Genomic DNA, 13,153 nt, shown 5'->3' on the forward strand with positions numbered 1-13,153 from the left:
AGCCCAAAGGGGCGTCGCAGGACGGGTAGCCGTCGAGCGCGGGGGTTACGTGCTGCACAACGACAAGGGATTGGACGACTGGCGGAGAGCCGTGCTCGCCGCGGTGGCCCCGGGCACCGCCCTGCGCGACGGGCTGGAGCGCATTCTGCGCGGCCACACCGGCGGCCTGATCGTTCTGGGCTACGACAGGACCGTCGAGGACCTCTGCACCGGAGGCTTCGAGCTCGACGTGGAGTTCTCCGCGACCCGGCTGCGCGAGCTCGCCAAGATGGATGGCGCGATCGTCCTCAACGGCGGTGACCTGCGGATCGTCCGGGCGGCCGTGCATCTCGTGCCCGACCCGGGCATCCCGACCGAGGAGTCGGGCACCCGCCATCGGACCGCCCAGCGGGTGGCCCGGCAGACCTCCCTTCCCGTCATCGCCATCAGCAAGTCGATGCGGATCATCGCCCTCTACTTGGACGGCACCCGTTACGTGCTGGAGGAGTCGGCGGCCATCCTGTCGAAGGCCAACCAGGCGCTGGCCACGCTCGAACGCTACAAACTGCGGCTCGACGAGGTGTCCGGCACGCTGTCGGCCCTGGAGATCGAGGATCTGGTCACCGTCCGCGACGTGGCGGTGGTGGTCCAGCGGCTCGAGATGGTCCGCCGCATCGCCGGGGAGATCGAGGGATACGTCGTCGAGCTGGGAACCGACGGGCGGCTGCTCACGCTGCAACTCGACGAGCTGGTCTCCGGGGTCGACGCCGACCGGGAGCTGATCGTGCGCGACTACCTGCCGGCCTCGCTCGACCGGCTTCCCCGCTACCACACCGACGCCATGCGGGAGCTCGACGAGCTGTCCTCCTCCGACCTGCTCGACCTGACGAAGGTGGCGCAGGTGCTCGGGCACTCGGGGGCGGAGGCCATGGACGGCCCCGTGAGCCCACGTGGCTTCCGGCTGCTCGCCAAGGTGCCCCGCCTTCCCGGGGCGATCGTGGACCGGCTCGTCGAGCACTTCGGCGGCCTGCAGAAGCTCCTCGCCGCCAGCACCGACGACCTCCAGGAGGTCGGAGGGGTGGGCGAGACCCGTGCCCGCAGCGTCCGCGAGGGGCTGTCCCGCCTCGCCGAGTCCTCGATCCTGGAGCGCTACGTCTAGTGCCCCGGGAGCCCTACGGCCGACGACGACAACGCGGCGAGGTGCCGCCCTGGGCGACGCGACGGGCAAAAATTGACGGGAGGGGCACTTCACGTCCTACCGCAGGTGGAAGACCACCTTCGGGCTTCTGAGCTGCCCTTCCCTGGCGGCCGCGACGTAGGTCCCGGGGGCGGCGGCGGGCCGCTTGCTGGCGCAGTCGGTCCCGGAGCGGTGGCGGTCCCACTGGATCGTGCGGACGTACGGGACGCCCCTGTGGAGCGTCTGCATGTCCACCCCGGCGCCGCTGACGCAGTCGGCCGTCGACCAGACCCGCTCTCCGCCCGACATGACCCGCATCTCCAGCGTCCGGGGGCCCACGTCCACCGTGCACTCCACGCGGTCCGTGCTCACGACCGTCAGCAGGAAGTGCGGCACGGCGCCCTTGCCGTACACGTCCTGTCCGCTCTGCAGCGCGATCACGAGGTCCTTCGCGTCGCAGGGGTCGCCGGGACGCCGGGGCTTGGCCGGCTTCGACGGCTCGGGCGACGGCAGGGCCGGCCCGGACGGGGGCAGGAGCCCGGGCACGGGAGGGACGCTCGGGCCGTTCGCCGCGGGCACTTTCGACGTGAGCGGCGTGGGGAGCGCGACGACCATCGTCTCACCGGGCCGTGGCGTGACCTTGACGCCCTCCGCGCCTTGCTCCTTCCCGGAGGCGCTGGAGCACGCCCAGGCGACGATCGCCACCACGACGAGCATGCCCGTGAGCACCGACACGCGGCGGCGCCAGTAGACGTCCGCCCCCTCGACACCGACATCACCACGGAACGTGTCCGGATCCATACGCACAGTATGGAGAGTCATGGACCGCCAGGGGGAACGGCTCGCCGGAATGAGCGGGGCCGGAATGACCGGCGGTAGGGTCGGACGGTGGCCGCCTCCCTGCGTGAACCCATCCTCGACTGGTATGCCGAGCACAACCGGGATCTGCCGTGGCGGCGCCCCGGCGCCACCCCGTGGGGCATCCTCGTCAGCGAGATCATGCTCCAGCAGACGCCCGTCGTCCGGGTGCTGCCCGTCTGGGCGGAGTGGATGGAGCGCTGGCCCACTCCGGAGGCGCTCGCGAAGGAGGCCCCCGGCGAAGCCGTACGGCACTGGGGGCGCCTGGGCTACCCGCGGCGCGCCCTGAACCTCCACGCGTGCGCACGGGCCATCACAGCCGGCCACGGGGGCCGGGTGCCGTCCACCTACGACGAGCTCCGCGCGCTCCCCGGCATCGGCGACTACACGGCCGCCGCGGTCGCCAGCTTCGCGCACGGCGGCAGCCACGCCGTCCTGGACACCAACGTCCGCCGGGTGCTCGCGAGAGCCGTGCGGGGCGAGGAGTATCCGCCGAAGGCCCCCACGTCGGCCGAGCGGAGGCTGGCCGAGTCGCTGGTGCCGCCCGTCGGCGCTCCGCGCTGGGCGGTCGCCGTGATGGAGCTGGGCGCCCTGGTCTGCACGGCCCGGAGCCCGCGATGCGAGGGCTGCCCGGTGGCGTCGCAATGCGCCTGGCGGCTGGCGGGCCGCCCCGCCCACACCGGTCCGGTACGGCAGGGGCAGACCTACGCCGGGACCGACAGGCAGTGCCGCGGACGGCTGCTCGCGGTCCTGCGAGAGGCGCACGGACCCGTGCCCAAGGAGGCGCTCGACGCGGTCTGGGACGACCACGTCCAGCGGGAGCGGGCCCTCGACGGCCTGCTCGACGACGGCCTCGCCGAAATCCTCGACGACGGAACCTACCAGCTCCCGGCCCAACCCCGCTCGTGATCATGCACACATTCCCGCGCAGCGCGGTGAGCTGGACGAAGAGCCAGCGTGATCATGCTTGCGGGTCAGGCGCCTGAAGATCAGGCGGCGAGCTTGAGGCCGAGCGCGGTGAGGTTGCGGCGCGTCCAATCGAGGTCGTCGGCCAGCTTCGCCACGAGGGCCGCCGGCCCCTTCGACTTGGGAGCCGTCCACTCGTGGGCCTCGACCTCGACATGAGCCGTGCCGTTGACCGCGCCCGACAGGATCGCGTTCAGCGTGTCCTGCAGCACCGGCTGCGTGCTGGGGATCTCCTGGCTGTGGTTGTGCACGTGCCCGAGCTTGACCACCGGCGCGCCCGCGAGCGCCAGGCCGCGCAGGGCCGCGCCGCGCTCCTCCCCGCCGCAGGACAGGTGGCAGGCGTCCAGGCACACCCCGAGATGCTCGGAGTCGATGCCGCCGACCCGCTCCAGCGCCTGCTCGGTCGTCTCCAGGACGCAGCCCGGCCACGGCTCGAAGCCGACCCGGATCGTCTTCCCGGTCACGCTGTAGAGGCCGCGAAGCTCCCGCGAGAGCCGCTCCAGGCGGCGCGACGCGATCGAGTGCAGGTCCGCCGGCCAGTCACGGCGCCAGCCGATCGGGATGGTCGAGATGCTCCCGAACCGGACGTCGTCGGGAAGCAGGAACGCGAGGATCTTCGCCAGGGACATCGTGTACCGGTACCGCTCGGGCTTCGCCCAATCCGGGCCGGGCACGTCCTGGTTCCGGCCGCCCGTGCCGTTCAGGCTGACGACCTCCAGGCCGCGCTCCTCCAGCGAGCGGCGCAGCCGTACGAGCTCGATGCGGTCGGCGACGAGATGGTCTGCCACGGCGGGCGCCAGCCACAGGCCGATTCCGAGCCGATCGACACCCAGCTTCCTGCGCACCGGCACCGCGTAGCGGGTCAGGTGAGCGATCAGGTTCTCCAGGTCCTCGGCGGGATGTACGCCCGCGTTGTAGGCCAGGTGAACCAGCGTCCCGTCGTCGTGCAACAGGCGCATCAGGTGCCTCCCAGGCGTTGTGCGCTTCCGGATCCATTCGTCCACACGATCTGTCCCGACCGCATGGGACGAAGGTCCTCTTGCTACCGGGATCACCCCCGGCGTGACCCGAGCTTCCCCCGTGCGCTCGGGTTCCCGCGTCCGTCCCGCAGCGGATTCTCCGGTACGCCGCAGGGATGACTTTCGAGAGCGGTCTCGCCGCGTTCGCGGACGTTGTGGCCCGCGAGCGGACCAGACCAGACTCTACAGAGTGTAGTACTACGTTTGGTGGCGCGAAACCCAGATCTCACCGAAAACAGAAACCCCGCGTGATTTCTCGTCACGCGGGGTTTGTGTTTGGTGTGGCTACTTCTGGATCGGCTCCGCCATGGAGGCCGCGGAGTCCGGGACCTCGGAGTCGCTCGACTGCCAGAAGATGAACTTCGCCGCGTCACCCTCGCCCTCGATGTCGACCTTGACGACATGACCGGGACGCAGGTCGCCGTACAGGATCTTCTCGGAGAGCGTGTCCTCCAGCTCGCGCTGGATCGTACGGCGGAGCGGGCGGGCGCCCATGACCGGGTCGTAACCGCGGTCGGCGAGCAGCTGCTTCGCGGCCGGGGTCAGCGCCAGGCCCATGTCGCGGTCCTTCAGGCGCTCGTCCACCTGGGCGAGCATCAGGTCCACGATCTGGATGATCTCCTTCGGCGTGAGCTGGTGGAAGACCACGACGTCGTCGACACGGTTGAGGAACTCCGGCCGGAAGTGCTGCTTGAGCTCCTCCTGGACCTTCGACTTCATCCGGTCGTAGTTGCTCTCCACGTCGTTGTTCTTCGCGAAGCCCACCCCGATGCCCTTGGAGATGTCCCGGGTGCCGAGGTTGGTCGTCATGATGATGACCGTGTTCTTGAAGTCCACCACGCGGCCCTGGGCGTCGGTCAGGCGACCGTCCTCCAGGATCTGCAGCAGCGAGTTGAAGATGTCCGGGTGCGCCTTCTCGATCTCGTCGAAGAGGACCACGGAGAACGGCTTGCGCCGCACCTTCTCGGTGAGCTGGCCGCCCTCCTCGTACCCGACGTAGCCGGGCGGAGAGCCGAACAGCCGCGAAACGGTGTGCTTCTCCATGAACTCGGACATGTCCAGCATGATCAGCGCGTCCTCGTCCCCGAAGAGGAACTCGGCGAGCGCCTTGGACAGCTCCGTCTTACCGACACCGGACGGACCGGCGAAGATGAACGAACCACCGGGACGCCGCGGGTCCTTCAGGCCGGCGCGGGTCCGGCGGATCGAACGGGACAGGCCCTTGATCGCGTCGTCCTGGCCGATGATCCGCTTGTGGAGCTCGTCCTCCATGCGGAGCAGCCGCTGCGACTCCTCCTCGGTCAGCTTGAAGACCGGGATGCCGGTGGCCGTCGCGAGCACCTCGGCGATGAGCTCCTCGGTGACCTCGGCGACGACGTCCATGTCGCCCGCCTTCCACTCCTTCTCACGGCGTTCCCGCTTGAGCTGGAGCTGCTTCTCCTGGTCGCGCAGCGCCGCGGCCTTCTCGAAGTCCTGCGCGTCGATCGCGGACTCCTTCTCGCGCCGCACGTTGGCGATCTTCTCGTCGTACTCGCGCAGGTCCGGCGGAGCGGTCATCCGGCGGATGCGCATCCGCGACCCGGCCTCGTCGATGAGGTCGATCGCCTTGTCCGGCAGGAACCGGTCGCTGATGTATCGGTCGGCCAGCTGGGCGGCGGCCACGAGGGCGCCGTCAGTGATGGAGACCCGGTGGTGCGCCTCATAGCGGTCACGCAGGCCCTTGAGGATCTCGATCGTGTGGCTGAGGCTGGGCTCGGCCACCTGGATCGGCTGGAAGCGGCGCTCGAGCGCGGCGTCCTTCTCCAGGTGCTTGCGGTACTCGTCGAGGGTCGTCGCACCGATGGTCTGCAGCTCGCCACGGGCCAGCATGGGCTTGAGGATGCTCGCCGCGTCGATCGCGCCCTCGGCGGCGCCCGCACCCACCAGCGTGTGCAGCTCGTCGATGAACAGGATGATGTCGCCGCGGGTGCGGATCTCCTTGAGGACCTTCTTCAGGCGCTCCTCGAAGTCACCGCGGTAGCGGGAGCCCGCCACCAGGGCGCCCAGGTCGAGGGTGTAGAGCTGCTTGTCCTTGAGCGTCTCGGGCACCTCGCCCTTGACGATCTTCTGGGACAGGCCCTCGACGACGGCGGTCTTGCCGACGCCGGGCTCACCCACGAGCACGGGGTTGTTCTTGGTCCTCCGGGAGAGGACCTGCATGACGCGCTCGATCTCCTTCTCACGCCCGATGACCGGGTCGAGCTTGCCCTCGCGGGCGGCCTGCGTCAGGTTGCGGCCAAACTGGTCCAGCACAAGGGAGGTCGAGGGAGCGGCCTCCTGGGGCCCACCGGCTGCCGCGGGCTCCTTGCCCTGGTAGCCATGGAGCAACTGGATGACCTGCTGCCGCACCCTGTTGAGGTCGGCCCCCAGCTTCACCAGCACCTGGGCCGCCACGCCTTCGCCCTCACGGATGAGGCCGAGCAGGATGTGCTCCGTGCCGATGTAGTTGTGACCGAGCTGCAAGGCCTCTCGGAGCGACAGCTCAAGGACCTTCTTGGCACGCGGGGTGAAGGGAATGTGCCCCGAAGGCGCCGACTGGCCCTGGCCGATGATCTCCTCGACCTGCTGCCGCACACCCTCAAGGCTGATGCCGAGGCTCTCCAGAGCCTTGGCGGCAACGCCCTCACCCTCATGGATCAAACCAAGAAGAATGTGCTCGGTACCGATGTAGTTGTGGTTGAGCATCCGGGCCTCTTCCTGAGCCAGGACGACAACCCGCCGCGCACGGTCGGTGAACCTTTCGAACATCTCGTCGCTCCTCACAGAGCGGTCAGGCGAGCCCGGGAGATCCGGCTCGTCGTTCCGCATGGTAGCCCCGACCCAGCGACCGCTCCTCTGGCAGAAGGGTTCCCCGAGAGCAGGGCGTTCACCCTCTATCCAACCCCCTGCCGGGGGCCCTGTGTTCCCGATACGCCGCAAGCGAACGAGGTTTTAGGGAGCGCAAACGACAATCGCGCGGTTATCCCGGTCGTCATGACATCCGACGACTGGCATAACCGCACGATCAACTGCGGAGTTAGTGCGCCGCGTCGTACGCCTCGACGATCGACGCGGCAATACGGCCACGCTCGCTCACGGGGTGGCCGTGCGCCTTCGCCCAGGCGCGGATCTCGGCGCTCTTCTCGCGGCTCATGGCACGCTGAGCGGCGCCGCCCGCACCGCGACGACGACCCCGGGCCGGAACGCTTTCCGCCCGTCGCGCGCTGCCCACGAATGCCGACAGGGCATCGCGGAGCCGCTTGGCGTTGCCGTCGCTCAGGTCAATCTCATAAGAGGTGCCGTCAATCGCGAAGGAGACCGTCTCATTGGCCTCGCCGCCATCGAGATCGTCGATGAGAATCACCTGCGTGTGCTTGGCCATCCGGCAATCCTTTCGAGCTTACTTTGATTCGTCAGCCAAACATATACCCGGTTTCCCCTGGCTGACAATTCAGGATTGACGATCCGATGACTTCTCACGCGGCTCGCGCGCCTGGCGGAGACCCGCCGCGTCGGACCGCACCAACTTTACGATGCCGTACACGACCGCTCCAGCGGCGACCGCGGAAGGTATCAAGGCGGACAATACCTCTGTCATTCTGCCTCGCTCGTGCCGGGGGTGGCTTTCGCGGCACCCGTGCGATTTTTCCGGGAGGGGCAAGCCGGGCCGGCGCGTTCTCCGCTGGGGGCCCTGATACGACGATAGCGCTGTGGGGGACCAGATGCGTCTTGCGGGGCTCCCCCGCCCACGAGGATAATCTACGTCTCTCCAGCCGTCTTACCGGATGCCCTCGAAATCGTACCGATAATGCCAAGTGGGGCGACCGCCGAAGCGGCCGCCCCACCGTTTCGCCCTGGTTCGGTGGGCATCATCGCGCAGGTCAGCGCGGTGCCTTAACCACCACCGTCCCGGCGACCTTGTCGTGAAGTCCCTGCTGGAGAGGCTTGTCGATCAAGATGAACAGGCCGGTCACGAAGGCGAAGGCCCCGGCGAGGAAGCCGACCACGGGAATCCCGTAGAGCGCGAAAACGCCAGGGTAGAGGACGGACCGCTTCATCACGGCGGACGAATCCAGCGGCGCCCCACCCACACCGGCAAGTTTGATCTTCATGACCTTCTTGCCGATGGTCTGGCCGTCCTTGGCGTGCAAGGTGTAGTCGTAGGCCGCATATGCGCCGTAGCCGATCAGCCCGGCGAGGATGCCGGCCAAAACGGCGCCGCCGGTGATCGCGGTAAGGATGACGGACAGAATCGCATAGACGACCCCGAAGATGAGGCTGTCGATGATTCGAGCGACCAAACGCTCCCACCATTCGGCGAGCGGCGCAGGGGCTCCAGGAGGAAGGGGAGCCCCCTGCGGGGCTCCATAAGAGCCCTGCGGAGCGCCATAGGACCCGGGGGGCGGATATCCACCGGGCGGGGGCGGCGGAGCCGAGCCATAAGGATTCTGGCCGGGGGGTGGTTCCGCGGTCATTGGTCACCTCTCGTGACTGCGATCGGATGTGCGTTGGTCAAGCATCGCACGGAGAAGCCTACGCGTTACGGATTTTCCGTCCCGCTCTTCGCACGGCTACTCCCTTGTGGCGAACATACGAAAAACGGGGCCGATGGTCCGTTCCATCGACCCCGTTTTGTGGCACTACTTGACCTTGACCACGATCGTGTTGGCGACCTTGTCGTGCAGAGCCTGCTGCAGCGGCTTGTCCCATAGCAGCCAGAGCACATTCACCAAGGCGAAGATGCCGACGAGGTACTCCACAATGGGAATCCACCGGAGCAGCTGCGGCCCGTAGACCACAGCGGCCCGCTTTCCGGCCACCTCCGTGGAAAGACCGCCCGCGTCGAGCGTGCCCCCGACCGGCACGACCCTGATGCCCATGACGATCTTGCCGACGGTCTGCCCGCCCCTCTTCAGCATGAGGAATTCGTATGCGACCATCACGGCGCCGGCGATGAGGGAGACGAGCAGCGCGGCGAGGAAGACGCCGCTCGTCTCAACGCTGTTGCCCGTTCGAATGTCGAAATAGCCCTGGGTGACCACGGCGCCCGTGATGACGGCCGACACGATACCGAAGGGGATGCCGACGATCACGCCGTCGATGAGCCGGGCCACCAGGCGCTGCCACCACTCGGCCAGCGGGGCCGGCGCGCCGGGCGGGATCGGGGCCACGGCGCCGTACGGCTGGCCGTATGCGGGCTGGCCATAGGGCGGCTGGCCATACCCCTGCTGGGCATACCCCTGCTGCTGCCCGTACTGCTGCTGGCCGTACTGCTGCTGGGCATACCCCTGGCCGTACGCCTGCTGCTCATAGCCGGGCTGGGCCTGCCCGTACTGCTGCTGCCCGTACTGCTCCTGGCCATACTGGGGATACTGCTGATACTGCTGGCCGTGCTGCGGGCCCTGGCCGTAGCCGGGCTGCTCACCGTAGCCCGGCTGCTGGGGCTGCTGCCCGTAAGCCGGCTGACCGCCCTGCTGGCCATACGCGCCCGACTGGCCATAAGGCTGCTGGCCATACTGCTGCTGGGCCTGCTGGCCGTAGCCCGGCTGCTGGGCCTGCTGGCCCCACTGCTGCTCCTGGCCGTAGCCCGGCTGCTGGGGCTGCTGGCCGTACTGCTGATCTGGGCCGCCGTAGCCGCCCTGGGCGGCCTGGGGGGGCTGGCCGTACGCGCCTGACTGGCCGTAGGGCTGCTGCGCGGGCTGCTGGCCGTAGTTCGGCTGGCCGTAGTTCGGCTGACCGTAGTTCGGCTGACCGCCCTGCTGTCCGTAGGGGTCGGTGCCGTAGGGGCCGGCGCCTCCCGTGGCGCCCTGCTGGCCGTATCCCTGTGCGTGCTGGGGGCCTGTCTGCTGGGCCGGATGCCGGTAGCTGACCACCGTGACGTCGGGGTCGTAGTCCTGGGCGGGCGCGTCCGGGTTCTGGCTGTTCTGCCCGTGGCCCGACGGCGGCGGGGAGCCGCCGGAGTCGTCCTGGGGGTACGGCGGCTGTCCAGTGCTCACCGTGTCACCTCTTTCGAGTGCGCGTGCGGCACATGTCAGGCACGCATGCTGATATTGCCCAAAGTAGCGACAGGCCTATCAACAGTCACCTTTCCATCAAGTCAGCACCATGGTCAAGATCAGTGATCTAGGCGCGGTCCACTTGAGAAGAGAGGTGGAGCAGCATCCGGGTGTTGCCCAGCGTGTTGGGCTTCACGTGTTCGAGATCAAGGAATTCGGCGACGCCTTCGTCGTAGGAGGCGAGCAGCTCAGCGTAGACCTCCGGGGAGACCGGCGTGCCCTGGATGGGCACGAAACCGTGGCGGCCGAAGAACTCCACCTCGAACGTGAGGCAGAAGACCCGGCGGACCCCGAGCTCTCGCGCGGTCGTGATGAGCGCGCTGACGATCCGGTGACCGATGCCCCTCCCCCGCACCGACGGGTCGACGGCGACGGTCCGGATCTCGGCCAGGTCCTCCCACAGGACGTGCAGCGCGCCGCAGCCGGCCACCGTGCCGCCGACCTCGGCGACCCAGAACTCCTGGACGTCCTCGTACAGGGTGACGGTGCTCTTCTCCAGGAGACGGGGCCCCACGCCGGAGTACGCGTCGACGAGGCGGCGGATCACGCGGACGTCCGGTGTCGTGGCCCGGCGGACGACCACCGCCGGGGGGCCGGGCTCCATGGGCGTCTGCTCCGCGACCTGCTCCATGGACCGCCAGCGTAGTCCGCCCCGGCCACCGGATCGACGCCACGAGGGTCGGCGCGACCGGTCGGAAAGCGGCTTAAGGCATTAACGGCCAGCCCCTAACACGGCCCCAGAGGCCACTCCATCACCGGAGACGGCCCCGAGAGCACCCCGTCCCCACCCGCCCCACCTTCAGCTCGCTTTCAGGTTTTGCCGTGTCATGGACCTGCGCTGACCGATGGCCGCAATGTGTCAAAACGGTCTAAACGCAGGTTAAAGCCGGTATATGGCGACAACTGCCGTGATCAGGCCGTGATCGTTCGGTTGTGAAACCTAGACGGGATCCGGAGTTCTGGTTGAGCAAGAACTGCGCGTGCACTAGTGTCCAGCGACGATGCCGGTCGTCGCGGGTGTACGCGGAGGCCGGACCGCCGAGTCTTCTGAGCACGCAGGTGTGGAGGGGAGCCGGGGACCCAACTGTGCGGATCCGGAATCGAGTCAAAGGAACGTCGATCCCAGGTCAACAAGGGGTGAATCCGAAAGGTAGGGCTACTCCGGCCCGAACCCGTCAGCTAACCCGGTAGGCGGCCAGGAGTGCCGTGCGAACGCCGCGAGGCCATCAAGGAGGCCCCCGTGGAGACCAGTTCGTGCGGCACGACGTAGGAGAGGAGCTTGGTTGCGCATGCGTGGAGGACGGCCGTCGGGGAAACACGCCCGTGGCCGACGGCCCGAGGTCGGCACGTCCATGTCCGGACCCATCCGCAGATTGGTCTTCGTGGGCGTCGCGCTCACCATGATCACAGTGGGCGCCCCCATGGTCTCCGCCACCGCCGATCCCAAGCCCAGCCTCAAGCAGCTCACAGCTGAGGTGGAAAGCCTCTACACCGAGATCGAGACCCTCACCGAGGAGTACAACGGCGAGCGCGTCCGTCTCAAGTCCGCCGAGCGGTCGGCCGCGGTCGCGAAGAAGACCCTCGCCAAGAGCGAGTCGGAGCTCGCCGTCCGCCGCCAGAAGGCCAGCCTCGTCGCGCAGAACTCCTACATGACCGGCGGATTAGGTTCCCCCCTCGCGATGGTCGGCTCCACCGACCCCGAGGCGTACCTCGACCAGGCGTCCGCGACGTACGCGCTGGAGATGCAGCAGGGGCAGGAGGTCGCCGAGGTCGCCAACGCCATGAAGGCCGCGGAGCGGGCCAAGGCGAGCGCCACCGCCCGCCAGGCCGAGGTGAAGAACCTCCTCGCGGGCATCGAGGCGCGGCGCACCAAGATCGGCAAGCTGGTCAAGAAGGCCGAGAGCAGCCTCTACAGCAAGGTCGCCGGAAGCGTCAGCGGCGGCCGGGCGACCCGCCTGTCGTTCCCCGTCATCGGGGACGGCAAGGCGGCCGCGGCGGCGCGCTGGGCGCTGAGCCAGCAGATGAAGCCCTACGTCTGGGGTGCGGCCGGCCCCAGCACCTTCGACTGCTCGGGCCTGATCATGGCGGCCTACCAGACGGTCGGGATCAGCCTCCCCCACTACACCGGCGACCAGTGGACCTCCGGCACGCACGTCAGCCGGGACGACCTGCGCCCCGGTGACCTCGTTTTCTTCTACTCCGACCTGCACCACGTCGGCATGTACATCGGCGGCGGCTACATGGTCCACGCCCCCCACACCGGTGACGTCGTCCGCATCGCGAAGCTGGGGAACCGTCCCTTCGCGGGAGCCGTACGGATCGCCGACTAGGCGAAGTCGCCGGGAAGACGCCGGGAAGATGCAGGAAGACGGCGGCGGGACCGCGCGCGGCGCGCGTTAGATGAGACGGCGGCGGGCCGCCCAGGCGACCGCCTCGATGGCGGTCGCCACGCCGATCCGGTCGCAGATGTGGCGAAGCCGCCGCCGGACGGTGCGGCCGCTCACGTCAAGGCTGCGGCCCACCCGATCGGCGGTCACACCCTTGGCCAGCTCCGCCAGGAGCAGGATGTCGTCGTCGGTGAGACCGGCACGTTCGAGGTCCGCGGCGATGCTGTCCCCCCGGGATACGAGGTCGGGAAACCCCATCGTCTGTCCTCCCCATGACGATGATTGGTCGGCCCACCTTCAGGGAAGGTAAACGCCCCTGGTCAAGGTCGTCAAGGTTTGCCCTTGTCTAGAACACCGCTCACCTTCTTTGGGGTGAAGAGAATGAATGAGAGAAACGAGAGGGAGAGCGGAAAATGGCCGTGATCATGCACACCTTCCGCGAATGCCGTCTGGTCTGCCACAACCCCCGCCGTGATCTGGCAAAGGTTCCCGCGCACACCCATTGACGTGTTCCAACGCCCATCGTGATCAAGCAGTTCTCGTCCCAGTGTGAGATGGCACACCTGCATGATCACGGTCGATGTACGGCCACCTCAGAGGCCCTTCCCGGGAAACCACGCATGATCACGAATGGCGTATGGGCAGCTCAGCGAGCCGCCGGGGAAGCCGTGCATGATCAAAAACAAAGCGGGA

Annotated in this window: 12 protein-coding genes and 1 riboswitch; of the genes, 3 read left to right on the forward strand and 9 right to left on the reverse strand. The window is 68.2% G+C overall.

The window, feature by feature from the left end:
• Positions 1–49: 49 nt before the first annotated feature.
• Positions 50–1,138: a DNA integrity scanning diadenylate cyclase DisA gene (disA, locus tag N5079_RS05840; protein WP_261582439.1), complete on the forward strand. Its 1,089-nt coding sequence runs from the start codon at positions 50–52 to the stop codon at positions 1,136–1,138.
• A gap of 96 nt (positions 1,139–1,234) precedes the next feature.
• On the opposite strand, the gene N5079_RS05845 is transcribed toward disA, so the two are convergent.
• Positions 1,235–1,957, reverse strand: coding sequence for a hypothetical protein (locus N5079_RS05845; protein ID WP_261582440.1), 723 nt, complete (start codon positions 1,955–1,957; stop codon positions 1,235–1,237).
• An 87-nt stretch (positions 1,958–2,044) separates the two neighbouring features.
• Between N5079_RS05845 and N5079_RS05850 the strand changes: the two genes are divergently transcribed.
• On the forward strand, positions 2,045–2,923 hold the full coding sequence (locus N5079_RS05850) for an A/G-specific adenine glycosylase (protein WP_315967787.1): 879 nt from the start codon (positions 2,045–2,047) through the stop codon (positions 2,921–2,923).
• 80 nt (positions 2,924–3,003) lie between these two features.
• Here N5079_RS05850 and N5079_RS05855 read toward each other — a convergent pair whose 3' ends face one another.
• The 6 genes from N5079_RS05855 to N5079_RS05885 all read right to left on the reverse strand — a co-directional run bounded on the left by N5079_RS05855 (position 3,004) and on the right by N5079_RS05885 (position 10,704).
• Positions 3,004–3,939 carry a TIM barrel protein gene (locus tag N5079_RS05855; protein ID WP_261582441.1) on the reverse strand — a complete coding sequence of 312 codons (936 nt, stop codon included), beginning with the start codon at positions 3,937–3,939 and terminating at the stop codon, positions 3,004–3,006.
• A gap of 345 nt (positions 3,940–4,284) precedes the next feature.
• Positions 4,285–6,786 (reverse strand): ATP-dependent Clp protease ATP-binding subunit, encoded by a 2,502-nt coding sequence (locus N5079_RS05860; RefSeq protein WP_261582442.1) that lies wholly within the window; start codon positions 6,784–6,786, stop codon positions 4,285–4,287.
• Between the two features lie 268 nt (positions 6,787–7,054).
• On the reverse strand, positions 7,055–7,399 hold the full coding sequence (locus N5079_RS05865) for a histone-like nucleoid-structuring protein Lsr2 (protein WP_261582444.1): 345 nt from the start codon (positions 7,397–7,399) through the stop codon (positions 7,055–7,057).
• Positions 7,400–7,898: 499 nt separating this feature from the next.
• Positions 7,899–8,492, reverse strand: coding sequence for an RDD family protein (locus tag N5079_RS05870; protein WP_315967788.1), 594 nt, complete (start codon positions 8,490–8,492; stop codon positions 7,899–7,901).
• 165 nt (positions 8,493–8,657) lie between these two features.
• A complete protein-coding gene (locus tag N5079_RS05880; RefSeq protein WP_261582445.1) occupies positions 8,658–10,013 on the reverse strand; it encodes an RDD family protein in 1,356 nt (451 codons plus the stop codon).
• 127 nt (positions 10,014–10,140) lie between these two features.
• Entirely contained in the window at positions 10,141–10,704 is a 564-nt protein-coding gene (locus tag N5079_RS05885) for an amino-acid N-acetyltransferase (RefSeq protein ID WP_261582446.1), read from the reverse strand.
• Positions 10,705–11,099: 395 nt separating this feature from the next.
• A riboswitch (cyclic di-AMP (ydaO/yuaA leader) is annotated at positions 11,100–11,282 on the forward strand.
• Between the two features lie 143 nt (positions 11,283–11,425).
• Here N5079_RS05885 and N5079_RS05890 point away from each other — a divergent pair.
• Positions 11,426–12,403 (forward strand): NlpC/P60 family protein, encoded by a 978-nt coding sequence (locus N5079_RS05890; protein ID WP_261582447.1) that lies wholly within the window; start codon positions 11,426–11,428, stop codon positions 12,401–12,403.
• A gap of 66 nt (positions 12,404–12,469) precedes the next feature.
• Here N5079_RS05890 and N5079_RS05895 read toward each other — a convergent pair whose 3' ends face one another.
• Complete coding sequence (locus N5079_RS05895; protein ID WP_261582448.1) at positions 12,470–12,718, reverse strand: LuxR C-terminal-related transcriptional regulator; 249 nt, start codon at positions 12,716–12,718, stop codon at positions 12,470–12,472.
• 71 nt (positions 12,719–12,789) lie between these two features.
• On the reverse strand, positions 12,790–13,035 hold the full coding sequence (locus N5079_RS05900; RefSeq protein ID WP_261582450.1) for a hypothetical protein: 246 nt from the start codon (positions 13,033–13,035) through the stop codon (positions 12,790–12,792).
• Between the last annotated feature and the right edge of the window lie 118 nt (positions 13,036–13,153).

This window comes from Planotetraspora sp. A-T 1434 (assembly GCF_025420585.1).
Lineage (GTDB): Bacteria > Actinomycetota > Actinomycetes > Streptosporangiales > Streptosporangiaceae > JAOEGB01.